The sequence below is a fragment of the Nocardioides glacieisoli genome, assembly GCF_004137245.1.
Classification (GTDB): domain Bacteria; phylum Actinomycetota; class Actinomycetes; order Propionibacteriales; family Nocardioidaceae; genus Nocardioides; species Nocardioides glacieisoli.
Window position 1 is genome coordinate 268,532 of sequence record NZ_SDWS01000001.1, and the last position, 23,726, is coordinate 292,257.

Below are 23,726 nucleotides of genomic sequence, written 5' to 3' on the forward strand. Positions count from 1 at the left end.
TGACCGGCGAGGAGCCCGCGTTGTACCTGAAGAGCCTGACCCTCAAGGGGTTCAAGTCCTTCGCGTCATCGACGACCCTGCAGCTCGAGCCGGGCATCACCTGCATCGTCGGCCCCAACGGGTCGGGCAAGTCCAACGTCGTCGACGCGCTCGCCTGGGTGATGGGCGAGCAGGGCGCGAAGAGCCTGCGCGGCGGCAAGATGGAGGACGTCATCTTCGCCGGCACGTCCGGCCGTCCGCCGCTCGGTCGCGCCGAGGTGCAGCTGACCATCGACAACTCCGACGGCGCGCTCCCGATCGACTACGCCGAGGTCACGATCAGTCGCACGATGTTCCGCAACGGCGGTTCGGAGTACGCGATCAACGGCAGCAGCTGCCGGCTGCTCGACGTCCAGGAGCTCCTGAGCGACTCCGGCATCGGCCGCGAGATGCACGTGATCGTCGGGCAGGGCCAGCTCGACTCGATCCTGCACGCGACGCCGGAGGACCGCCGCGGCTTCATCGAGGAGGCCGCGGGCGTCCTCAAGCACCGCAAGCGCAAGGAGAAGGCGCTCCGCAAGCTCGACGCCACCGACGGCAACCTGACCCGACTCGCTGACCTGCTCTCCGAGATCCGCCGCCAGCTCAAGCCGCTCGGGCGGCAGGCCGAGGTGGCCCGCCAGGCCCAGACCGTGCAGGCCGACGTGCGCGACGCCCGCGCCCGGCTGCTCGCCGACGACCTCGTCACCGCCCGCACCGCCCTCGCGTCGGAGCTCGCCGACGAGACCGTCCTGCTGGAGCGCCGCCAGGAGGTCGAGGCCGCCGTCACCGCCGGCCGCGAGCAGGAGGCCAGGCTCGAGGCCGCGCTGCGCGACGACCTGCCCCGGCTCGCGGCGGCGCAGGAGACCTGGTTCGCGCTGTCGGGGCTCAAGGAGCGCCTGCGCGGCACCGCGTCCCTGGCCGACGAGCGGATCCGCAACGCCGCAGGTGCGGCCGACGGCGACTCGGTCGACTCGGGCCGCGACCCCGACGAGCTCGAGGCGCAGGCGACGCGCGTGCGCGAGCAGGAGGCCGAGATTGCGGCCCAGGTCGAGCAGCAGCGCACCTCGCTCGATGCTGCCGTCGTCGCCAAGCGTGCCGCCGAGGAGGCCGCGGCCCAGGAGGAGAAGCGCATCGCCGGCCTCCAGCGTGCGGCCGCCGACCGTCGAGAGGGCCTCGCCCGGCTCACCGGCCAGGTCAACGCGCTGACCTCACGCTCCGAGGCGGCCGACGCCGAGATCCAGCGCCTCACCGACGCCCGCGAGGAGGCGGCCACCCGCGCCGAGCGCGCCCAGCGCGACTTCACCGCGCTCGAGACCAGGGTCGCCGGCCTCGACGCCGGTGAGGAGGGCCTGGACTCGGAGCACGAGGAGGCGGTGGGCGCCCTCGACGAGGTCGAGGAAGAGCTCGCCCAGGCTCGCGACGAGGCCCAGCGGTCCGACCGCGAGCGGGCCGGTCTGGTCGCCCGCCGCGACGCCCTCGAGATCGGCCTCAACCGCAAGGACGGCGCCGGCGCCCTGCTCGCCGCGACCGACACGGTCGACGGGCTCCTCGGCTCCGTCGCAGCGCTGCTCGACGTCGACCACGGCTACGAGACCGCGGTCGCCGCCGCGCTCGGCTCGGCCGCCGACGCCGTGGTGGTCGCCGACGCAGCAGCCGCGGTCCGGGCGATCACCCACCTCAAGGACGACGACCTCGGTCGCGCGGGCCTGCTGCTCGGCGGCGCACCGGCCGCCGAGCGCGACTGGCCGCAACTGCCCGACGGGGTGACGTACGCCGTCGACGTGGTGTCCGCGCCCGACGACGTACGCCCTGCGCTGGCGCGGCTGCTGCACCAGGTCGCGGTCGTCGACGACCTGCCCGCCGCCCGTCGCCTGGTCGCCGACCTGCCCGACGTCGTCGCGGTGACGCGCGAGGGCGACCTGCTCGGCTCGCACTTCGCGGCGGGTGGCTCCAGCAGCCAGCCCAGCCTCATCGAGATCCAGGCGGCGGTCGACGAGGCCACCACCCGGCTCGCCGAGGCCACCGCCACGACCGAGCGGCTCGGCTTCGAGATCTCCCGGCTCGAGGCGGCCCGCCACGACGCCCTCAAGCGCGTCGACGTCGCCCTTGCAAAGCTCCACGAGTCCGACGCCACGCTGGCCGCGGTCGCCGAGGAGCTCGGTCAGTACGGCTCCCAGGCCCGCGCCGCGAAGGGCGAGGCCGACCGGCTCGAGCGGGCGATCACCACCGCCCGCGAGGCCCGCGAGGCCGACCTCGCCGGCCTGGCCGAGCTCCAGGCCCGCCTCGCGGCTGCCGAGGACGTCACCGACGAGGAACCCGACACCTCCGAGCGCGAGAAGCTCGCCGAGCAGGCCCGCGAGGCACGCCAGCACGAGATGGACGCCCGCCTCGCGCTGCGCACCGCCGAGGAGCGTGCTCGCGCGCTCCACGGCCGCGCCGACTCCCTGCTCCGCGCAGCCCAGGCCGAGCGCGAGTCGCGGGCCCGGGCCGCCGAGCGCCGCGAGCGGCTGATCCGCGAGGGCCGCGCCGCCCAGGCCGTGTCGGTCGCCGTCCGGGTCGTCCTCCACGAGCTCGAGCGCTCCGTGATGCTGGCCGCCGACGAGCGCGCGGCGGTCGAGGAGTCGCGGCAGGGGAGCGAGCAGCAGCTGATGGCCGTGCGCACCTCGCTGCGCGACCTCGGCCGCGAGCACGACGAGCTGGTCAGCTCGGTGCACCGCGACGAGATGGCCCGCACGCAGCAGAAGATGCGCATCGAACAGCTCGAGGAGCGTGCGCTCGAGGAGCTCGGCCTCGACCCCGACGGCCTCGTCGGCGACTACGGTCCGGAGACCCTCGTCCCGTTCAGCGGCGAGGTGCCCGACGGCGAGGACGTGCCCGAGCCGACGGCGTACGTCCGCGAGGAACAGGTCAAGCGGCTCCGCACCGCCGAGCGCGCCCTGTCGATGCTCGGGCGGGTCAACCCGCTCGCGCTGGAGGAGTTCTCGGCGATGGAGGAGCGGCACAAGTTCCTCACCGAGCAGCTCGAGGACCTGCGCCGCACCCGCAAGGACCTCCTCGACATCGTCCGCGAGGTCGACGCCCGCGTCGAGCAGGTCTTCACCGAGGCCTACGCCGACGTCGAGAAGGCCTTCGACCAGACCTTCACCCGGCTGTTCCCCGGTGGCGAGGGCCGGCTCGTCCTGACCAACCCCGACGACATGCTCAACACGGGCATCGAGGTCGAGGCGCGCCCGGCGGGCAAGAAGGTCAAGCGGCTCTCGCTGCTGTCCGGTGGTGAGCGCTCGCTGGTGGCCGTCGCCTTCCTGGTGTCGCTCTTCAAGGCACGTCCGTCGCCGTTCTACATCCTCGACGAGGTCGAGGCGGCGCTCGACGACACCAACCTCGGCCGCCTGCTCCAGATCTACGAGGAGCTCCGCGAGAACTCCCAGCTCCTGGTGATCACCCACCAGAAGCGCACGATGGAGGTCGGCGACGCGCTCTACGGCGTCACCATGCGCGGCGACGGCGTCTCGGCCGTGATCAGCCAGCGGTTGCGGGACGCCGAGTCGGCATGAGCGATCGCCCCACCCGGGACGACTACGTCGCCTGGCGCACCGCCACCACTCGCTGGCGCGACGACGACGCCTACGGCCACCTCAACAACGCGACCTACTACGAGCTGTTCGACACCGCGGTCAATGCCTACCTCTACGAGGCGACCGGCGTCGACGTGCGGGCGCTGCCGGAGATCGGCGTCGTCGCCGAGACGGGGTGCCGCTACTTCCGCGAGATCGGCTTCCCCGAGCCGATCGAGATGGGCCTCGTCGTCGACAAGGTCGGCACGAGCTCGATCGTCTACCGGATCGGCCTGTTCCAGGGGCCCTCGGAGGAGGCAGCGGCCGAGGGGCGGTTCGTCCACGTCTACGTCGACAACACCCACGGCGCGGGCGCCCGTCCGGTCACCCCGATCCCCGACGTCGTCCGCGCGGCCGTCGTACGACTGCAGCGTCCTGTCGACTAGCTCACCCCGACGCGCCGAGGACGTCCCTCGATGCAGCCGGGGGACCGTTGCTGTGCGACGGTGGACGGGTCAGCACGACCCCCCCCGGAGAGGTTCACTCCATGCTCGCGATCGTCCTCATGATGACCCTCGGCGTGCTCGTCGCCGGAGCCGTGGCGGTCTACGTCGCCTACCCGCACCGCGGTGAGGACATCCCCATGGTGCCGCAGCTCGGCGACGCGATGCGCAAGGGTGTCGACGCCCTCCCGACGCTCGAGGACTCCGAGTCGCGCGTCTGACGCCTCGGCGTCCGCACGGCGTGGCACTCCCGCGAAGGCCCGCGACGCACTAGCGTGCCAAGCGTGACCGAGTCACGCCAGCTTGTCTCGAAGGACGTCTCGAGGGCCTACTGCGCAGCCTGTGGCACCACCGTGTCACGGGAGTTCCGGCGTGGCCCGGACGGCCGCCCGCACGTGAAGTGTCCCCGCTGCGGCAGCCTGGAGCGCCACCGGTTCCTCTCGCTGCTGCTCGGCGTCCTGGCCCCGGAGCTGCGCGACCTCGACACCGTGGTGGAGATCGGTCCGTCGCGGCAGTCCACGGCGCTCATCGACCAGCTCGGCGCGCGTCGCCGCATCGGGCTCGACTTCGGCTACGACGGTCGCGAGGTCGATGCCCTCGCGTGCCTGACGCGGCTGCCGCTGCGGGACGCCTCGGTCGACCTGCTCGTCTGCTACCACGTGCTCGAGCACGTCGCCGACGACGCCGCTGCGATGCACGAGATCGCGCGGGTGTTGAGCCCGCGGGGCATCGCGCTCCTACAGGTGCCGATCCGGATGGGCGTACTGACAGAGGAGGACCCGGCGGCGCCGCCCGAGGAGCGGTTGCGCAGGTTCGGCCAGGTCGACCACGTGCGGTGGTACGGCGACGACTTCGACGTGCGCCTCTCCGCGGCCGGCCTGTCGTCCGTGCGGGTCACCCCGCCGGCGCTGGTCGGCGAGGCCGCCGTCGAGTGGTTCCACCTGATGCCCCACGAGATGGTCTGGGTCGCCCGTCCCGGCAAGGAGGTGGCCGCCCCGATGCTCGCGGGCGGCCCCGCATCGGGCCTCACGGCTGCCTTCGACGCCGTGCTGGCCGACCTCGCGGTGACGCGCGCGAAGGTCGAGCGGGCACGCGCCCGCGGCGACCGGCTGGCCGCCCAGCGCGACGCGCTGCTGGCGCGGCTGGGGGCCGTGGGGCCGCGCCGCAGCGCCGAGGTGGTCACCCGCCTCCGGCGCGCCGCGCACCTGTGATGGGATTGCCCACATGGGTGACTGGCTCTATCTGATCATCGGCATCGCCGTCGTCGGCGTCCTCACGCTCGCGGGGCTGCTGACCTCCGGCCGCCGCCGCAAGGGGGACCTGCCTGCTGCGGGCGGCACGGACGTCATCGCCCCGCCGCCCACCGACGCGGACACCGCTGTCGAGGCGCCACCGGAGCCGGCCGTCGAGACCGCTCCGGCTGCCACGACGGTCGAGAAGCCGGAGGGTACGGCGTCGCGGCTGGTGCGGCTGCGCCAGCGGCTCTCGCGCTCCCAGGGCGGTCTCGGCCAGGGCCTGCTCGCACTGCTGAGCCGCGAGAAGCTCGACGAGGACACCTGGGAGGCGATCGAGGACACCCTCATCACCGCCGACGTCGGCGTGGCGCCGACCCAGGCCCTCGTCGAGAAGCTGCGCACCCGGCTGCGGGTCGAGGGAGGGCAGGCGCCCGACGCGCGGGCAGTGCTCCGTGAGGAGCTCATCGAGCTCGTCGGCACCGACATGGACCGCCGCGTGCAGGTCACCGGCACCGACGGCAAGCCCGGCGTGGTGCTCGTGGTCGGCGTCAACGGGGCCGGCAAGACCACCACGGTCGGCAAGATCGCCCGGATCCTCGTCGCCGAGGACCTGTCGGTCACGCTCGGCGCGGCCGACACCTTCCGGGCCGCCGCTGTCGACCAGCTGGCCACGTGGGGCGAGCGCGTCGGTGTCGAGGTCGTCCGCGGGCCCGAGGGCGGCGACCCCGCGAGCGTGGCGTTCGAGGCGGTCAAGCGCGGCACGGAGGACGGCATCGACACGGTCCTCATCGACACCGCCGGCCGCCTGCAGAACAAGGCCGGCCTGATGGACGAGCTCGGCAAGATCAAGCGCGTCGTGGAGAAGCAGGCCCCGGTGACCGAGGTGCTCCTCGTCCTCGACGCCACCACCGGCCAGAACGGCCTCATCCAGGCCCGCGTCTTCAGCGAGATCGTCGACGTCACCGGCATCGTCCTCACCAAGCTCGACGGGTCCGCCAAGGGCGGGATCGTCGTGCAGGTGCAGCGCGAGCTCGGCGTACCGGTCAAGCTCGTCGGTCTCGGCGAGGGCCCCGACGACATGGCCCCCTTCGACGCGGCCGCCTTCGTCGACGCCCTCCTCGGCTGACCTGTCGCTTCTGCACCTGAAGGACCCGCCGAGCTGACGCTTGTGCGCACGGCGGACCCGCCGACCTGACGCTTGTGTACGCAGGCGAGCGTGCACAAGCGTCAGCTCGGCACCCCGCTGGTGTGCACAAGCGTCAGCTCGGCACCCCGCTGGCGTGCACAAGCGTCAGCTCGGCGCGGCTCAGGAGCGGGCGAGGATGCGGCGTACGGCGTCGTCGACGAGGGTCTCGGCCCGCTTGTCGAAGCTGTGCTCGGCCATCACCTGCTCGGCGATGACGCGGCGCGCGGCGTCGTCGGGGAACGCCTCATAGGGCGGCTGGACCAGGCGGGCGAGCTCGTGCTCGTTGTCGAAGGGGAGCACGAGGCCGCCGAAGATCTCCAGCCCGTCGATCCGGTCGCTGAGGATGCGCGCACCGCAGGCGGCGGCGTCGAAGAGGCGGTTGGAGGCGAAGCTGTCGCGGCGCATGTCGAGGTGGTGGTCGTTGAGGACGATCCCGGCCGAGGCGTAGAGCACGCCGACCTCGCGGTTGTCGACGCCGCCGGAGGCGATCTGCTCGCGCTCGACGAACTCGGTCCAGTCGTTGCCGTGGAGGGTGAGGTCGGCGCCGATGGCGAGCGCGCTGCGGACCGCGTAGCGGTAGACACCGCGGGAGTTGCCGACGAACAGCAGCGCCGGCCCGGTGTCGGGCTCGGCCCGGTCGGGGTGGAACCACCGCGTGTCGGTGCACTGGAGCAGCGGCTCGATGGTGGTGCCCCACTCGCGGGTCATCCGCTCCGCCCAGCTCGTGCTGGCGGCGTACACGTGGTCGAAGCCGGCGACCTCCTCCGGCGAGATCATGTCGGGGTGGCTGATGATCCACTCGACGTTGAGCAGGCCCGGCCGCGGTGCCACGCGATCGAGCCCGCGCAGCACGAGGAGCACGTCGTCGTGGTCGCGTGAGTCGCGCTCGCGAGCGTCGCGCCGGTCGATGGCGACGTGCTGGCCGCGGGTCTCGAGCGCGTCCGCGAGCGAGCGGGCGAAGTAGGTGTCGCCCCACCGGTCGCCGCGCTGCGCGGCAGGTGCGGCGATGTCGATGGCCCACCGGAGACGGGGCGGCGACTCATGGATCCCCTCGATCGGCCGCAGCACCAGCTCGGGCACCAGCGCCGACGCGGCGTCCGGGTCCTCCGGGTCCGCCGTGAGGCGACGGCTGCGCTCGTCGGTGACCTCGAGACCGGCGCGGCGCAGCAGCTCGGGCGCCTCGTCCGGCCCCGGTGCGGCGGGGCTCCGGGTCAGCGACGACATCGCGCCGATGAGCTCGTCGGGCGTGGCGTAGGGGGTGCGCGAGGTGATCACGGCCTCGGGCACGACGACCGACCCGCCCAGCCCGGCCTGCCGCGCGCGCAGGCCGAGGTCGGTCTCGGCCAGCGCCGACCGGAAGCGGGCGTCGAGCCCGCGCAGCGCGACGGCGTCCTCCGTGCGCAGCGCGACCAGGGGAGCGGCGGGGGCGGCGACGGCGCTGCGCCCGATGCGTACGGCGTCGCTCGTCGGCAGCCCCGCGAGGAAGAGCTCGGGGTGGGGGTTGACCGCGGTGAAGCGGGCGCCGGCGCTGAGGACCACGCCGTCGAGGTCCACGACCAGCGGCTGCGCGACCGCCACGCCGGGCTCGCGCACGACCTCGGCGAGGCGGGCCGCGATCGGCTGGCGCGGCGGCATCGCCTCGGGGCGCACCAGCACGAGGGTGCTGCCCGTCGCCTGCGAGATGCCGATGTTGGTGGCCGCAGACATCGACACCGGCGTCGGCACCGAGACGAACCGCGCGCCGGAGATGATCGCGGCGACGGAGGCCGCGAGCACGTGGTGCGCCCGGCGGAGTCGTACGCCGACCAGGATGAGCTCGACGCCCTCCCGGGGCACCGAGCTCAGCCACTCGACGGTGCGGCGTGGCTCGGGTCCCACCGGCATCACGTGGGTGACCAGGGTGTCGGACGTCTCGCGCGCGGAGGTGGTCCAGTCGACGAGCTGACGCTCGAGGACGACGGAGTCCCAGTCGTCGCCGAGGTCGGGCGGGCCGGGGTCCGGCCGCTTGAGGACGGGTACGTCGACGGGCAGCGGGTCGTGGTCGCGCGAGAGCCGCAGCACCATGTCGCGCTCGACCGACCCGCCGAGCCCCTCGTCGAAGCCGCCGACGTCCTTGATGGCGGCCCGGCGCAGCAGGGCGGTCGCGAGGTCGACCGGTCGACCGCCGAGCAGCTCGGCCCGGTCGCGTGCCACGGCGCCGGCCCCGGCGAGCACCGCCGCGGCGTCGGAGCGGTGGGCGTGGGCGACCAGCGAGCCCAGCATGTCGGGCAGCCAGTGGCGACCGAGCGGGAGGAAGGCGACGTGCTCGGCGGTGCCGTGCTCGAGCGCGACGTTGAGGGCGCGGGCGTGGGAGCAGCGGGACTCGCGCACCACGGTGATGCGGTCGTCGAAGGCGGCGATGCCCTGGAGCACGGCGGCGGTGTCGTCGAGCGAGCCGCGGTCGACCGCCACGAGGTGCCAGTCGGTGAAGGTCTGTGCCTGCAGCGACGCGACCGTCTCCCGCACCAGCGGGCCGGCGTCCTGCGTCGCCATCACGACGGTCACGGCGGGGGAGGTGCCAAGAGTGGCCGGGAGCGCCGGGGTCGGGCCGACGAGCGGGGGCCGGTCCAGCACGACCTCGCGCCGCCACGCGGCGGCCGCGTCGATCGCCGCCGCGCGGTAGGTCCCCCAGGAGACCTTCCTGGGCAGGATCCGCGTCGGCAGCACGGTGCCGGGGGCGGACACCGACAGCCAGTAGGACAGCGCGCCGTAGGGGTGGTGGCGGGCCTCGGGATGGGTCGCGAAGATGATCCGCGGGTCGACGAGCGGGTGGGGCGCGATCCTGTTGCGACGGCGCCGCTCCGAGACGTACCAGAGGACGGGGTGCTGGCCGAGGCGCTGCCACGACCGTCGGCGCCCGATCCACTGCGCCTCGAAGAGCGGGTGCGGCGAGACGTCGCCGGCCGCCACGGCCGCGCGCGCCGCCTCCTGCACCGAGTCGAACGTCGTGCCGAGCTGCGCACCGACGTAGCCGGCGTCGATCAGCCCGGACTCGACCAGGACGGTCTCGGCGTCGTCGAGCCGCACCTGGCTCGGCCGGCGACGCTCACCGCGCATCGGAGTACCTCACGCGGGGGAAGAGCGGCTCGAGGGCGAGCGGTGTGGGGAGCAGGCGCTCGGTGTCGCGCAGCGGGTAGTACTGGGCGGTCTCGTCGAGGAACTCGCGGACGCCGTCGAAGCGCTGCGGGAAGCGCCGCTCGCACAGCTCGAGCAGGCGCTTGGCGTCGAGGTTGTAGGGGTCGTAGCGGAGGGTGTCGATCTTGACGTAGGGCAGGCGCGCGTTGTCGAGCACGCGGTCGGCCAGGCTGCGGGCAGGGTTCCAGGGCTCGTTGGCGCGCTCGCGCCACTCGCGCACCTCGGCGCGCGTGCGCGGGAAGTGGGAGCGGTGCGCGGCCCACCAGCGCATCCGCTCGCGGGCGATCCGCTGGTCCTCGGGCGTCTCGACGAAGTAGGTGTCGGACGTGAAGCCCGCCTCGTAGAGCCGGCGCGACATGCCGACCTCGTAGCGCCGGATGACCTGGCGGCGCTTGGAGATCGGCTCCATCTCCTCCCAGAAGGTCGTGAAGGCGCGCGAGCCGACCACCCACGGGCGGAAGGCGATGAAGAAGGACTGGATGTGGGGCGCCACGCGCTCGGCGCCGGTGAGCCCCCAGAAGTCGCACGGCCGCGTGGCCATCTCCTCGAACACCGGGTCGTAGGAGTCGAGCGCGAAGACGTAGGTGTCGTTGCAGACCACCACCTCGTCGTACGCCGTCAGGTCCCCAGCGGCGTCGAGGCCGACCTTGTAGCTGAAGAAGTCGTAGCCGTAGTTGGCGCGCTCGACGAGGACCGCGCGCTCGGACAACCAGGCGCGGGCCGAGTCCTGCAGCGTCGCCGTCGTGCAGACCAGGAGCGTGTCGACCGAGGCGGCCAGCGCCTCGACCTGCCCGCGCACGTGCGGACGCAGCTCCCCGGCCACGTCGAAGTGCGCCATCACGGCCAGTCTGGACACGACGGAACACTAACAAGGAGGCACGCTGCCGAGCGCAGTTCACGTGGCCGTAACACAACGCCGGAATCCGTTGCCTGCCCGCAACATCCGTCGCGCGCCGGTGAAACGTCCCCGTCGCAGGCTTCGGGTCATCGAGCGGGCCCCGTCATGCCACCGTCGTCATGCCTCCGGCGCCCCGCACCCCCACCTTGTCAACCAAGCTCGAACCCTGGAGGTTCTGTGGACGGCTACTACGCGTTCATGCTGATCGCGACCGCCTTCGTCCTGATGATGACGGTGCCCGCCCTGGCCCTGTTCTACGGCGGCATGTCCCGGTCGAAGTCCGTGCTCAACATGATGATGATGTCCTACGTCGCGGCTGCCATCGTCGGCATCCTCTACGTCGCCGTCGGCTGGTCGATGGGCTTCGGCGGCGACGGCACGCTCTTCGCCAACCCCTTCGAGCTGCTCTGGCTCGACGGCGTCACCACCGACGCCTACATCGGCGTCATGTTCCAGATGACCTTCGCGATCATCACCGCAGCGCTGATCAGCGGTGCGGTCGCCGACCGGCTGAAGTTCTCCGCCTGGGTGGTCTTCGTCCCGCTCTGGGCGCTGTTCGTCTACTTCCCGATGGCGCACATGGTCTTCAGCTGCACCGAGGACTCGCTCATCTGCGGCCGCATCGGCGCGCAGGACTACGCCGGCGGCACCGCCGTGCACATCAACGCCGGAATCGCGGCGCTCGTCCTCGTCGTGCTCCTCGGCAAGCGCATCGGCTGGCCCCGCGAGCAGATGCGCCCGCACAACCTCACGCTCACCATGCTCGGTGCCGGTCTGCTCTGGATGGGTTGGTACGGCTTCAACGTCGGCTCGATCGTCTTCGCCGGCGAGGAGGGCGCGGCCTTCGACGCCCGCTTCATGTCCGAGACCGGCCGCACCTTCGCCACCACCACGCTGGCGACCATGGCCGCCATCCTCGGCTGGCTCGCCGTCGAGCGCCTGATCCACAAGAAGGCGACCTCGCTCGGCGCCGCCTCCGGCATCGTCGCGGGCCTCGTGGCGATCACCCCGGCGACCGGCGCGGTGAACCTCTCCGGCGCCGTGGCCATCGGTGCGATCGCCGGTGCGGTCTGCGCCTGGGCGGTCGGCCTGAAGTACAAGCTCGGCTACGACGACTCGCTCGACGTGGTCGGCGTGCACCTCGTCGGTGGCATCATCGGCACCGTGCTCATCGGCGTGTTCTCCACCGCGGAGGGTGCCGGCGGCATCGACGGCCTGATCTACGGCGGTGGCTTCGGCCCGCTGGGCGACCAGGCCCTCGGCGTGGTCGTCGCGGTCCTCTACTCCGGCATCATCACCGCCATCATCGCGCTCGCCATCAAGTACACGATGGGCCTGCGCCTCGACGAGGAGGACGAGGTCAACGGCATCGACCTCGCCGCCCACGGCGAGTCGGCCTACGACCTGCACAGTGGCACCAGCGGTGCCGGTGGCAGCGTCCTGGCTGCCGCCACGGCCGCCCCGTCCACCACCAAGTCCGTCAGCGAAGGAGCACAGGCATGAAGCTCGTGACCGCGGTCATCAAGCCGCACAAGTGGGAGGACGTCCGCGAGGCGCTCGAGACCTTCGGTGTCGCCGGCATGACGGTCTCCGAGGTGAGCGGCTACGGCCGCCAGAAGGGCCACACCGAGGTCTACCGCGGTGCGGAGTACGACATCGCGCTGGTGCCGAAGATCCGCATCGAGATCGTGGTCGACGACGCCGACTCCGAGGACGTCGTCGGGATCATCGTCAAGACCGCCCAGACGGGTCGCATCGGTGACGGCAAGGTCTGGGTCAGCCCGGTCGACACCGTCGTTCGGGTCCGGACCGGCGAGCAGGACGCGTCCGCGCTCTGATGGCAACGACCCTCTCGGGGCCGCCGGCATGACCGCAGCACAGCGCCAGACCAGGGCCACCTCGGCCGACGAGCTCTGCCGCGAGGCGTACGCCGCCTCCGCAGGGCCCGTCGCCGGGGTGGCCCTGGTCGCGGTCGGCGGCTACGGGCGCGGCGAGCTCGCACCCCACTCCGACCTCGACGTGGTGCTCGTCCACGAGGACGACGTCGACCTCGGCGAGCTCGGTAGTGCCCTCTGGTACCCCCTGTGGGACTCCGGGCGCCGGCTCGACCACTCGGTGCGCTCGATGGGCGAGGTCGTGGACGCCGCGGCCGACCTGCGGGTCGCGCTGGGGCTCCTCGACGTACGCCACCTCGCGGGCGACCCGGGCCTCACGCTCCGGCTGCGCACCACGATGCTCGCCGACTGGCGGCGGCAGGCGCGCACGCGGCTGCCCGAGCTCAAGGCACTGACCCGCAAGCGCCACGACGTCACCGGCGAGCTCGCGCACGCCTCGGTGCCCGACGTGAAGGAGGCCGAGGGCGGCCTGCGCGACGCGGGGGTGCTCAAGGCGATCGAGGCGAGCTGGCTCGTCGACGCCTCCACCCCGGCCCTCGAGGCCGCGCGGCTGATGCTGCTCGACGTCCGCGACGAGGTGCAGGACCTCGCCGGCCGGCCGAGCGACCGGATCGCGCCCGAGATGTGGGTCCCGCTGGCCGAGCGCCTCGACCTCCCCGACGCCGAGGCCGCCCAGCGCCACGTGCGCTCCCTCGGTCGCCGGATCACGCACCTGTCGCGCCTGGCGTGGCGGCGTACGGACGCGGTGACCACGTCGGCACGCGGCGAGAAGGGACGCCGTACGCCGGCCCTCGAGCGCATCGCGCCCGGCATCGCGCTCTCCCGGGGCGAGGTCGTGCTCGACGCGGGGACCAAGCCGGGCGACGACCCGACCCTGCTCCTGCGGGCCGCCGCGGAGGCCGCGTCCCGCGACGCAGTGCTCGCGCCGACCACCGCCGCCCGCCTCGTCCGCGAGGGCGCCCCGCTGCCGGTGCCGTGGCCCGCCGGCGCCCGAGACGCCCTCGTGCGCCTGCTCGCGAGCGGTCCCGGACTGCTGCCCGTCTGGGAGACCCTCGACGAGATCGAGGGGATCGCGACGTTCCTGCCCGAGTGGGAGAACATCCGCCTGCTGCCGCACGCCTCGGCGATCCATCGCTTCACCGTCGACCGCCACGTCGTCGAGACCTGCGCCGAGGCGGGCTCGCTCATCCGCACGGTCCGGCGCCCCGACCTGCTCCTCGTGGCCGCGCTGCTGCACGACATCGGCAAGGGCTCACTGCACGACCACTCCGTCGCCGGCGAGCCGGTGGCGCGGAAGATCGTCTCGCGGATGGGCTTCACCGACCTCGACGCCGAGGTCGTGGCCTCCCTCGTCCGCTGGCACCTGCTGCTCGCCGACCTCGCCACCACGCGCGACCCCGACGACCCGGCGACGACCACCGAGCTGCTCACCCACGTGCCCGACGCCGCCAGCCTCGACCTGCTCCGTGCGCTCACCGAGGCCGATGCCCGCGCGACCTCGCCGCAGGCCTGGACGACGTGGCGCGCCTCGCTCGTCGACCGGCTGGTGCTGCGGGCCGACACCGTCCTCGGCGCGGAGGCGAGCCCGGTCCCCCCGGTGGAGGTGGTCCCCGTGCCCGACGTCGTACGACGTGACCCGGGCGCGGTCTCGGTCTCGGTCGAGCCCCACGCGGTCGGCGCGACGGTCACGGTCGTCGCCGCCGACCGGGTCGGGCTGCTCGCCGACGTCGCCGGCGGGCTCGCGGCCCTGCGGGTGCCCGTCCACGCGGCGCGGGCGTGGGCACAGGTCGACGCCGAGGGGGAGTGGGGCGTCAGCGCGTGGGAGGTGCCCGACGCCTACCTCGACGCGACGAAGGTCCGTGACCGGATCCGCCGGGTCGTCGAGGGCAGCCAGCGGCTGCCCGACCTGCCGGAGCGACCGGAGGGCGAGCTCCCGCCGATCGTCGAGGTGCGCGCCGACGCCTCCCGCGCCTCGCTCGTGCTGGAGATCCGGACCTCCGACCGCCCGGGCGTGGTGCACCGCGTGCTCACCACGCTCGCCGGGCTGGGCCTGACCGTGGCCTCGGCGCACGTCTCGACGCTCGGCCCGCAGGCGGTCGACGTGTTCTACGTCCAGGAGGACGGCGGCGTCCGGCCGACGGAGGAGCGCGCCGCGGCGGCAGCCCACGCCGTACGCACCGCGCTCGGCGGCTGAGTGAGACGCAGGTCCGGCCGTTAGTCTTGGCCGTCGTAACACCCACCGATGCGAGGGACTGACCCACACCGTGTTCGCCACACTCTCCGACCGCCTTGCCGACACCTTCAAGAACCTGCGGGGCAAGGGCCGGCTCTCCGAGGCCGACATCGACGCCACCGCGCGCGAGATCCGCATCGCGCTGCTCGAGGCCGACGTCGCGCTCCCCGTCGTCAAGGAGTTCGTCGGCGCGGTGAAGGAGCGGGCCCGCTCCGAGGAGGTCAGCGGGGCGCTCAACCCGGCGCAGCAGATCATCAAGATCGTCCACGAGGAGCTCGTGACGATCCTGGGCGGCGAGACCCGCCGGCTGCGCTATGCGAAGACCGGCCCGACCGTCATCATGCTCGCCGGCCTCCAGGGCGCCGGCAAGACGACCCTGGCCGCCAAGCTCGCGCACTGGCTCAAGGAGCAGGACAAGACCCCGGTCCTCGTCGCGGCCGACCTCCAGCGCCCCAACGCGGTCCAGCAGCTCCAGGTCAACGGTGAGCGCGTCGGCGTGCCCGTATTCGCCCCCGAGCCGGGCAATGGCACCGGCAACCCCGTCGACGTCGCCCGCGCCTCGATCGAGGAGGCGAAGCGCAAGCTCTACGACGTCGTCATCATCGACACCGCCGGTCGCCTCGGTGTCGACGAGACCCTCATGCAGCAGGCCGCGGACATCCGCGACGCCGTGCAGCCCGACGAGGTGCTCTTCGTCGTCGACGCGATGATCGGCCAGGACGCGGTCGTCACCGCGCAGGCCTTCCTCGACGGCGTCGGCTACGACGGCGTGGTGCTCACCAAGCTCGACGGCGACGCCCGCGGTGGTGCGGCCCTGTCGATCCGCTCGATCACCGGCAAGCCGGTCATGTTCGCCTCCAGCGGCGAGAAGATGACCGACTTCGACCTGTTCCACCCCGACCGGATGGCCTCGCGCATCCTCGACATGGGCGACATGCTCACCCTGATCGAGCAGGCCGAGAAGGCGTTCGACTCCGAGCAGTCGATGAAGACCGCCGAGAAGCTGGCCACGAAGGGCGGCTTCACGCTGGAGGACTTCCTCCAGCAGATGATGCAGCTCCGCAAGCTCGGCTCGATGACCAAGATCATGGGGATGCTCCCCGGCATGGGTCAGTTCCGCGACCAGCTCGAGAACTTCGACGAGCGCGAGATCGACCGCATCCAGGCGATCATCCAGTCGATGACGCCGGCCGAGCGGGACAACCCGAAGATCATCGACGGCTCGCGCCGCGCCCGCATCGCCAAGGGCTCCGGCCGCCAGGTCTCCGACGTCAACCAGCTCGTCGACCGCTTCTTCGAGGCGCGCAAGATGATGGAGTCGATGGCCAAGGGCGGCGGGATGCCGGGCATGCCCGGGATGCCGGGCCTCCCGGCAGCCGGAGGCAAGCGGGCCGGTGCCAAGCAGCAGGCCAAGAAGGGCAAGGGCAAGCGTGGCTCGGGCAACCCCGCCAAGGCCGCCCAGCAGGCCGCGGCGCAGAAGGCCGCCGCGGCGGAGAAGGCCGGCAACCCCTTCGGCAATCCCGACGGCGCCGAGGTCGACTACGAGAAGGCCGCCGAGCAGCTCAACCTGCCGAAGGACTTCTCGAAGTTCCTGAAGTGAGACGCCCAGTCGGTCACGAGCGCAGCGAGTGACGGGCGTGGGGGCGGCCAGATTGAGCAAGCGACGCGGCTGAGGCACGAAGCCGTACGAGCGCGTCGAAATATCTGGTATCAACCCGCCCGTCAGGAACTCCTTGCTGGTTGAGTGTGCAACCACGTCGATGAGGGAGACCTGTTGAGCGAGCCGTACGACCTGCTGCTGGAGAAGTACGCCGCCCTCGTGGTGCGGGTGGGCGTCAACGTCCAGCCCGGGCAGGAGGTCGTCATCAGCGCGGTGCCCGAGCAGGCGGACGCCGCGCGGGCCGTCGCCGCCGAGGCCTACCGCGTCGGGGCGTCGCGGGTGATCGTGAACTACGACGACCCCTTCCTGCAGAAGGCGGCCGTCGAGCACGCCCCCGAGGAGATGCTCGGGAAGACCGCGGAGCACACGCTCGCCCAGGTCCGCGGCTGGGCCGACAGTCGTCCGGCCCTCATCAGCCTCTCCGGCAACCCGCACCCGACGCTCATGGAGGGCCTCGACCCGGACCGGCTCGCGAAGTCCGTGCCGATCGACGTGATCCAGCAGGTCGCGCCGATCGTGACCACCAACAAGGTCGCCTGGACGGTCGTCGGCGCCCCGACCAAGGGCTGGGCCGACAGCGTCGGCGTCGCCGACGTCGCCCAGCTGTGGGACGCGGTCGCCGTCGCGATGCGCCTCGACCAGGCCGACCCGATCGCCGCCTGGCGCTCGCACGTGGAGAAGCTCAAGGCGCGAGCGGCGATCCTCAACGCCCACGGCTTCGACAAGATCCGCTACCGCGGCCCCGGGACCGACCTCACCCTCGGGCTGTCCGACCGCTCGCGGTGGGTCGGCGGCTCGGTGGAGAACGACGCAGGCGTCGAGTTCGTCCCCAACATGCCCACCGAGGAGGTCTTCGTCTCCCCGGACTGGCGCCGTGCCGAGGGCTTCGTGCGCACGTCCGCCCCGTTCTTCCTCAGCACGATGGGCGCGCTCGTCGAGGGCCTCGAGATCGAGATCAGCGACGGCACGATCACCGGTGCCAGGGCCGAACGCGGCGAGGAGGCGGTGCAGGCCCAGTTCGACCTGATCCCACGCTCCCGGCACCTCGGCGAGGTGGCGATCGTCGACGCCGACTCGGCCGTCGCCCGCACCAACCTCGTCTACAAGGACATGCTCTTCGACGAGAACGTCGGCTCCCACGTCGCCTGGGGGATGGGCTACACCGTCGGCATGGACGGATCGCTCGACCTCACGCCCGAGCAGCGGATCGGTGAGGGCCTCAACCAGTCCGACACCCATGTCGACATCGTGATCGGCAGCCCCGAGGTGCAGATCGACGGGATCCACGCCGACGGCTCGGTGGTCGCGGTGACCCGAGGCAACGAGTTCGTGCTCACGGACTGAGGCAGACTGGGCCCGGTGAGCACGGTCCTGGTCGTCGACGGCGCCAACGTCGTCGGCTCCGTCCCCGACGGGTGGTGGAAGGACCGTGCCGGCGCCGCGCGCCGCCTCCACGAGCGGCTGCTCGTCGCCGACACGGCGTACGACGAGATCGTGCTGGTGCTCGAGGGGCAGGCCAAGGGCGGCGTACGCGCGGGGCGCGACGGGCACGTCACGACGGTGCACGCCCCCCGCGACGGCGACGCCGAGATCCGCGCACAGGCCCAGCGGGCGGCAGCCACGGGGGCGGTGGTGACGGTGGTGACCGCGGACCGGATGCTGGCGGCCAACGTCTCGCCCGCCCAGGTGCTCAGCCCGAGCTGGCTGCTCGACCGCGTCTGACCTGACCCGGACACGTGGGCCCGGACACGACAGTGGCGCCGCCCCCGAGGGCGGCGCCACTGACGGTCGGACGTGTCAGACGCCCAGGTTCAGCAGGCCCAGGATCTGGTTGAGCAGGTTGCTGAGCTGGCCGAGCAGACCGGCGAGCGGTCCACCGTCGAGCAGACCGGCGACGGCGCAGAGCAGGTTGCCGAGGAGCTGACCGGCACCGGCGACGGCGACGATGTCGAGCACCACGCGCTGCAGGCTGACCTGCAGGCCCAGGACGTTGAGGTCCAGCGGGCCGAGCACCAGGTTGAGGATGTCGCACGCGGCCGCGCGGTTCGCGGTGCGGGCGTCGGTGGTGGACTGGCCGTTGATCTTCTTCACGGGCATCTTCTTGATGCCGGAGAACTTCGTCCTGGACCCGTCGGGGTTGGTGATCTTGCCCTCGAGGAAGCCCTTGGCGTAGAGCACGCCGTCGCGCTGGACGAAGCGGGTCGGGGTGAAGCTTCCGGTGACCTTGCCGCCGTTCGACGCCTTGCCGACGACGGTGCTGGTGATCTTGCCGGCGTCGGACTTGCCGACCACCGAGCGTGCGGACGCGCGGTCCGGGGTCGACGCGGAGGCGGCCCCGATGCCGACGGAGGTGAGGCCGAGGGCCATCACGAGGGCGAGGACGCCGGTGGAGAGCGCCGTGGACATGCGACTCGTGCTGCGAGATGTGCTGATCTTCATGTCTTACCTCCCAAGTCGATGCCCGTCGGCCCCACGGCTGTAGCCGTGGAGTCCGGTGCCGAACCCTCCCCAGGTCAGGGCGTTCGGGCCCCGGGCATCGGTGTGAAGGTAAGTGGTCTGGACCGGGTCACCCACACCCCCACGGAGGGGCGCCCTAGGGTCTGAGCCATGACTGCCCAGCGATTTCGCGGACCGGTCCTCCCTGAGGGTGAAAACCGCGACCTCTACGTCGTCGACGGCCGGATCACCTACGAGCCCCAGGCCGGTGCGGACACCGTCGCCGAGGGCTGGATCGTCCCCGGCCTGGTCGACGCCCACTGCCACCTCGGGCTCGACGACGACGGCGCCGTCGACCGCGAGGCGACCGAGCAGCAGGCCATCGACGACCGCGACGGGGGAGCGCTGCTGATCCGCGACGCCGGGTCCGCCGCCGACACCCGCTGGATCCACGACCGCGACGACCTGCCGCGCCTGGTCCGGTGCGGGCGTCACATCGCCGCCACCAAGCGCTACATCCGCGGCTACGCCCACGAGGTGGAGCCCGCCGACCTGGCGACGTACGCCGCCCAGGAGGCGCGCAACGGCGACGGCTGGATCAAGCTCGTCGGCGACTGGATCTCGCGCGAGGAGGGCGACCTCGCGCCGTCCTTCCCCGCGGAGGCCTTCGCCGACGCGATCGCGGCCGCCCACGCCGAGGGCGCGAAGGTGACCGCCCACTGCTTCGGCCACGGCGTGCTGCCCGGCCTGATCGAGGCCGGGATCGACTGCATCGAGCACGGCACCGGCCTCACCGAGGACCTCGTCGACGCGATGGTCGCCCACGGCACGCGGCTCGTGCCCACGGTGATGCAGCTCGACAAGTTCCCCGAGCACGCGGCCGCGGGACGGGAGCGGTTCCCCGACTACGCCGCGACGATGGCCGACCTCTACGCCCGGATGCCGGCCACGATCATGGCGGCGTACGACGCCGGGGTGCCGATCTACGCCGGCTCCGACGGCGGCGGCATCAGCCGCCACGGCAACATCGCCGGCGAGATCGAGGCACTCGTGCGGATCGGGATGCCCGCCCACGACGCGCTCGGCGCGGCGAGCTGGCGGGCCAGGGAGTGGCTGGGCGTCGACGGGCTCGACGAGGGCGCGTCCGCGGACTTCGTCGTCTACGACCGCAACCCTGTCGAGGACCTCTCCGTGCTGCGAGCGCCGACGGTCATCGTGCTGCGCGGGTCGGTGGTGGGTCGAGGTCGATGACCTCGACGTCGGGCCCGGGCTCGTAGACCACCAGCGCGCAGTTGGACTTCACCAGCTCCTCGCCGACCTGCTCGCCGGTGCGCCGGTCGATGACGCGGCGCCAGATCTGGTTGCGCCGGTAGACCTTCCCGTCGCGGCGCAGGAACTGCTCGTGGCGCGCCTCGACCTTCCAGGACCGCGCGGGGCGCACGTCGGTGCGCAGCTGGCCGTGCAGGTAGCGCTCGCCCACCCAGGCGCGCAGCTGGAACGGGTGCTCGGTGTCGTTGCGCACGACCAGGTCGACGTAGTTGTAGACGATCGAGCAGCCCACACCCCACGGCAGCACCCGGCCCTTGTCCGGGAACGGGTCGAACGAGTGCTCCGAGCGCTCGACCACCGTCAGCGGCGAGTGGAGGACCATCCAGTGCACGAGGTTGGCCAGCTGGCAGATCCCGCCGCCGACACCGGCGTCCGCCGAGCCGTTCGACAGCTTCATGCCGTCGACGTACCCCTTGCGCCGGGTGCAGTTGCCCACCACCCGGTTGAAGGAGAAGGTCTCGCCCGGCGCGATCACGATGCCGTCGAGGCGCGAGGCGGCCAGCCGGAGGTTGGTCACCTTGCTGTGCTGGAGGTGCATCTGGTCCGCGTCGAGCTCGCGGAGCAGGAGCGAGCCGTGCTGCTGGAGCCGCACCGGGAGGTCGCGCTCGTCGCGTCGCCGTGCCCACGCGACGCGACCGGACCAGCCGTCCCGCACCCACTGCGTACGCCGTCGGGCGCGGTGCACCGCCATCGCCGCGGGCAGCAGCCACGGGTGCCGCTGGGTCAGGCGCGGGGGAGCGGTGAGGCGGGCCGGCAGCGCAAGGGGCTCCAGCTCGCCTGCCCGATGGGTGGTGGTCACACCGAGGAGACGTGCCGGCCGGGCGATTCGTTGCGTCATCGCGGAAACCGATTTGTGGGGCGTCGTGGCGGCCACTGAGGATGGACGCATGAGCTCCCTCGTCGACCTGTACCCGCCCTTCGGCCTGCACGTCGTCGCCGGCCCGCTGGAGCTGCGCGGCCTGACCGACGAGCTCCTCCTCGAGGTGTGCGACGTCGCCGAGCGCGGCATCCACGACCCTGACGAGATGCCGTTCTACTTCCCCTGGTCGACGGCGCCGGTCGGCGAGCTCGGCCGCAACACCGCGGCGTACCACTGGGGCAAGCGCTCGACGTTCTCGCCAGAGGACTTCTGCCTCGACCTCGCGGTGCTGCTCGACGGGCAGGTGATCGGCTGCCAGGGCGTCGCCGCGAAGCACTTCCCGGTGACCCGGACCGGGGAGACCGGCTCGTGGCTCGGCCGCGAGTTCCAGGGCCGCGGCCTCGGCACGGCGATGAGGCAGGCGTTCTGCGAGCTCCTCTTCGACCACCTCGGCTTCGAGGAGATCACCTCCGCGGCGTTCCTCGACAACCCCGCCTCGCTCGGCGTCTCCCGCAAGGTCGGCTACCGACCGACGGTGGTCAACCGGATCAAGCGGCGCGAGGGCGAGCTCGCGCTCAACCAGGGGCTGGTGCTCACGCCCGAGACGCTCGTCCGCGGCGAGGTCCCTCTCGAGGTGACGGGAGCGAGTGCCGTTCGCGCGTTCATCGGGCTCGCCTGAGCCTTGCCCGGGCCACCCGGCCCGAGGAAGATCTCAGGCGCCGTGTCAACCGAGGACGTTCGCCGGGACTGTGTCTGGGTGAGGGAGTCGGTGGCGCGATCGGAGGACGCATGGGAACGCCGGAGGGTCGGGAGTACGACTGGTACTTCCGCGCCTGCTTCCCGCGCCTCACCCGCACGGTCTACCTGATGGTCCACGACCAGACCCTGGCCGAGGACATCGCCCAGGAGGCGCTCTACCGGATGCTGCGGCACTGGAGGACGGTCTCGGCGTACGACCGCCCCGAGGCGTGGGCGCGGCGGGTCGCGATCCGGGTCGCCGTGCGTGAGATCCAGCGGCGCGCGGCCCGACCGGGCAAGGAGCAGCTCGCGCACCACGCTCCGATCGAGCACCTGCCCGACCCGGACGTCGCGTCAGCCGTTGCGGAGCTGGCGCCGATGCAGCGCGCCGCCGTGGTGCTCTTCTACTGGGACGACCTGCCTGTGCGGGAGATAGCCGAGGTGCTCGAGGTGTCGGAGTCGACGGTCAAGCAGCACCTGCACCGCGCCCGCCACCGGCTGGCCGTGTCGCTCGGTGAGGAGGTGGGCGAGGATGTCCGTTGACGAGCGCCTGCGCGCGGGGCTCGGGCGCAACGCCTCGGTCGTAGTCCCCGCGGGTGAGGCCCGGCTGGTCGCCGTGCGACGGCGCCATCGGCGCCGGATCACGGCGATGACGGTGGGCGGCGTCGGAGCGGCGGCGGCCACGGTCGTCCTGGGGTTCACCCTGGTCGGTGGCGGTGCCGGACGGTCCGCCCCGGAGCCGCTGCCCCCCGCCGACTCCTCGGCGCCTCTCCCGACGGTCACGCAGGACCCGGGGACGGGCCCGATCCCGGACTCCACCTGGCGCAAGGTGGTCACCCTCGAGCAGGCGCAGGACCTCGGGGTCCCGAGTGCTCGCATCGTGAGGGACATCGGGGACGACGGGCGCCTTCCCCTGGAGCTTCGGCTGGAGGGTGGCCGCTTCACCCTGACCGGCGACTTCGGCGGCGCCGTGGCGCAGACCGGTGACATCGGAAAGGTGACCTACGACGAGGCAGGGCGGCTGGTGGTCGAGTCCCTCACGTGCGCCGCTTGCTCCGATCTGACACTCACGTGGCGCATCGAGGACTCGCGGCTCGAGATCACCCGGATGGGCGCGCGGGGCGGCCCGATGACCCGTGCCGTGTGGCTGGGCACCTGGCAGCGAGCCGACTGATCGCTCGCTGGTGTCAACCAGGACAGGGAGCGGGGACTGTCTAGTGGTGAGGGCCGACCCGGCCGCCCACCCACCGAGGAGACGCCATGTCCATCCTTCATCGACTTGCTGCTGCGGGGACCGCGCTGAGCGCCGCAGCTGTCCTGCTCGCGGCACCGGCGGTCGGAGATCCTCCGGGTGAGGTCGACGAGTCGCTGCTGGTGCCCACGACCCTGGACTCGTCCTTCGCCTTCACGTGCCGGGAGAGGCCGACCGGTCCGGTCTGCACGGGTGATCGTCACATCGACACCGGGTGGGCGCCCCTGGACCTCCCGTGCCACGTGCCGCTGCACGGGAGGTACGTCTCGGACCGCTACACCACGCGCTACTACGACCAGGACTACCTCGGCTACTACCGGACCTTCCGCACGGACGACGTCGACCAGCTGAGCACGTCGCCCGGCGGTCCCGCCACCGGCACCATCGAGTCCCGCACCCGCTTCGCCGAGACGTACGCGGTGCCCGGCGACGACAGCACCTTCACCATCGTCACGACCGGAACGATCTGGGACATCCGCACCCTGGGCAGGCCCTCGATCTTCCGTGCGGTGGGCACTCTCGTCGAGCCTCCCGGGGAGGCTGGGACGTTCACGGGCCAGGTCTTCCGGGACGGCGTACCCACGCGCTACGAGGACGCGCCGCTGGACGTCGTGCTGCCCGAGCAGGACTTCTTCGACTTCGTGTGCCGGGCCGCGACGGGGACGTGACGCCGGGCGATTGGTCGCCCACGGCGTACGTCTGGCAGAATCCGTCCTCGTGTCCTGCGCGCCCGGACCCTCTCATCCGATCGTG

At 72.4% G+C, this 23,726-nt stretch carries 20 protein-coding genes; 16 read left to right on the forward strand and 4 right to left on the reverse strand.

Annotated elements, in window-relative coordinates; translation table 11 throughout:
- Positions 1 to 20: 20 nt before the first annotated feature.
- The 5 genes from smc to ftsY all read left to right on the forward strand — a co-directional run bounded on the left by smc (position 21) and on the right by ftsY (position 6,439).
- Positions 21 to 3,575, forward strand: coding sequence for a chromosome segregation protein SMC (gene smc / locus EUA06_RS01360; protein ID WP_129473209.1), 3,555 nt, complete (start codon positions 21 to 23; stop codon positions 3,573 to 3,575).
- Complete coding sequence (locus tag EUA06_RS01365) at positions 3,572 to 4,021, forward strand: acyl-CoA thioesterase (protein ID WP_129473210.1); 450 nt, start codon at positions 3,572 to 3,574, stop codon at positions 4,019 to 4,021. The genes smc and EUA06_RS01365 overlap by 4 nt, the downstream gene beginning before the upstream one ends.
- Positions 4,022 to 4,122: 101 nt before the next feature.
- Positions 4,123 to 4,299, forward strand: a complete 177-nt coding sequence (locus EUA06_RS22265) for a hypothetical protein (protein ID WP_165354212.1) — start codon at positions 4,123 to 4,125, stop codon at positions 4,297 to 4,299.
- 63 nt (positions 4,300 to 4,362) lie between these two features.
- Entirely contained in the window at positions 4,363 to 5,289 is a 927-nt protein-coding gene (locus EUA06_RS01370) for a class I SAM-dependent methyltransferase (RefSeq protein ID WP_165354213.1), read from the forward strand.
- A 13-nt stretch (positions 5,290 to 5,302) separates the two neighbouring features.
- Complete coding sequence (gene ftsY / locus EUA06_RS01375; RefSeq protein WP_129473212.1) at positions 5,303 to 6,439, forward strand: signal recognition particle-docking protein FtsY; 1,137 nt, start codon at positions 5,303 to 5,305, stop codon at positions 6,437 to 6,439.
- Positions 6,440 to 6,619: 180 nt separating this feature from the next.
- Here ftsY and EUA06_RS01380 read toward each other — a convergent pair whose 3' ends face one another.
- Together EUA06_RS01380 and EUA06_RS01385 are read right to left on the reverse strand one after the other, a co-directional pair.
- Positions 6,620 to 9,595 carry a glycosyltransferase family protein gene (locus tag EUA06_RS01380; protein ID WP_129473213.1) on the reverse strand — a complete coding sequence of 992 codons (2,976 nt, stop codon included), beginning with the start codon at positions 9,593 to 9,595 and terminating at the stop codon, positions 6,620 to 6,622.
- Positions 9,585 to 10,529, reverse strand: coding sequence for a rhamnan synthesis F family protein (locus EUA06_RS01385; protein WP_129473214.1), 945 nt, complete (start codon positions 10,527 to 10,529; stop codon positions 9,585 to 9,587). The genes EUA06_RS01380 and EUA06_RS01385 overlap by 11 nt, the downstream gene beginning before the upstream one ends.
- 240 nt (positions 10,530 to 10,769) lie before the next feature.
- Between EUA06_RS01385 and EUA06_RS01390 the strand changes: the two genes are divergently transcribed.
- The 6 genes from EUA06_RS01390 (at position 10,770) to EUA06_RS01415 (ending at position 18,081) form a co-directional block, all read left to right on the forward strand.
- Complete coding sequence (locus EUA06_RS01390; RefSeq protein ID WP_129473215.1) at positions 10,770 to 12,074, forward strand: ammonium transporter; 1,305 nt, start codon at positions 10,770 to 10,772, stop codon at positions 12,072 to 12,074.
- Entirely contained in the window at positions 12,071 to 12,409 is a 339-nt protein-coding gene (locus EUA06_RS01395) for a P-II family nitrogen regulator (protein WP_129425866.1), read from the forward strand. The genes EUA06_RS01390 and EUA06_RS01395 overlap by 4 nt, the downstream gene beginning before the upstream one ends.
- A gap of 28 nt (positions 12,410 to 12,437) precedes the next feature.
- Positions 12,438 to 14,660, forward strand: a complete 2,223-nt coding sequence (locus EUA06_RS01400; RefSeq protein ID WP_129473216.1) for a [protein-PII] uridylyltransferase — start codon at positions 12,438 to 12,440, stop codon at positions 14,658 to 14,660.
- A 70-nt stretch (positions 14,661 to 14,730) separates the two neighbouring features.
- Positions 14,731 to 16,299, forward strand: coding sequence for a signal recognition particle protein (gene ffh / locus EUA06_RS01405; protein ID WP_129473217.1), 1,569 nt, complete (start codon positions 14,731 to 14,733; stop codon positions 16,297 to 16,299).
- Positions 16,300 to 16,473: 174 nt separating this feature from the next.
- Positions 16,474 to 17,703, forward strand: a complete 1,230-nt coding sequence (locus tag EUA06_RS01410; RefSeq protein WP_165354214.1) for an aminopeptidase — start codon at positions 16,474 to 16,476, stop codon at positions 17,701 to 17,703.
- A gap of 15 nt (positions 17,704 to 17,718) precedes the next feature.
- Positions 17,719 to 18,081, forward strand: a complete 363-nt coding sequence (locus EUA06_RS01415) for a hypothetical protein (protein WP_129473219.1) — start codon at positions 17,719 to 17,721, stop codon at positions 18,079 to 18,081.
- Positions 18,082 to 18,156: 75 nt separating this feature from the next.
- Here the strand turns inward: EUA06_RS01415 and EUA06_RS01420 are convergent, their stop codons facing one another.
- Positions 18,157 to 18,765, reverse strand: a complete 609-nt coding sequence (locus EUA06_RS01420; protein ID WP_129473220.1) for an ABC transporter substrate-binding protein — start codon at positions 18,763 to 18,765, stop codon at positions 18,157 to 18,159.
- A gap of 201 nt (positions 18,766 to 18,966) precedes the next feature.
- On the opposite strand from EUA06_RS01420, the gene EUA06_RS01425 reads away from it, so the two are divergent.
- On the forward strand, positions 18,967 to 20,046 hold the full coding sequence (locus tag EUA06_RS01425; RefSeq protein WP_129473221.1) for an amidohydrolase family protein: 1,080 nt from the start codon (positions 18,967 to 18,969) through the stop codon (positions 20,044 to 20,046).
- Here EUA06_RS01425 and EUA06_RS01430 read toward each other — a convergent pair.
- Positions 20,006 to 20,962 (reverse strand): VanW family protein, encoded by a 957-nt coding sequence (locus EUA06_RS01430; RefSeq protein WP_129473222.1) that lies wholly within the window; start codon positions 20,960 to 20,962, stop codon positions 20,006 to 20,008. The two genes, EUA06_RS01425 and EUA06_RS01430, sit on opposite strands and share 41 nt — an antisense overlap.
- 49 nt (positions 20,963 to 21,011) lie before the next feature.
- Between EUA06_RS01430 and EUA06_RS01435 the strand changes: the two genes are divergently transcribed.
- From EUA06_RS01435 to EUA06_RS01450, 4 genes are all read left to right on the forward strand, one after another.
- Positions 21,012 to 21,662, forward strand: a complete 651-nt coding sequence (locus EUA06_RS01435) for a GNAT family N-acetyltransferase (protein ID WP_129473223.1) — start codon at positions 21,012 to 21,014, stop codon at positions 21,660 to 21,662.
- A gap of 110 nt (positions 21,663 to 21,772) precedes the next feature.
- Complete coding sequence (locus EUA06_RS01440; protein ID WP_129473224.1) at positions 21,773 to 22,264, forward strand: RNA polymerase sigma factor; 492 nt, start codon at positions 21,773 to 21,775, stop codon at positions 22,262 to 22,264.
- On the forward strand, positions 22,254 to 22,895 hold the full coding sequence (locus tag EUA06_RS01445) for a hypothetical protein (RefSeq protein ID WP_129473225.1): 642 nt from the start codon (positions 22,254 to 22,256) through the stop codon (positions 22,893 to 22,895). Before EUA06_RS01440 ends, EUA06_RS01445 begins: the two co-directional genes overlap by 11 nt.
- An 86-nt stretch (positions 22,896 to 22,981) precedes the next feature.
- On the forward strand, positions 22,982 to 23,641 hold the full coding sequence (locus tag EUA06_RS01450) for a hypothetical protein (protein ID WP_129473226.1): 660 nt from the start codon (positions 22,982 to 22,984) through the stop codon (positions 23,639 to 23,641).
- Positions 23,642 to 23,726: the final 85 nt, after the last annotated feature.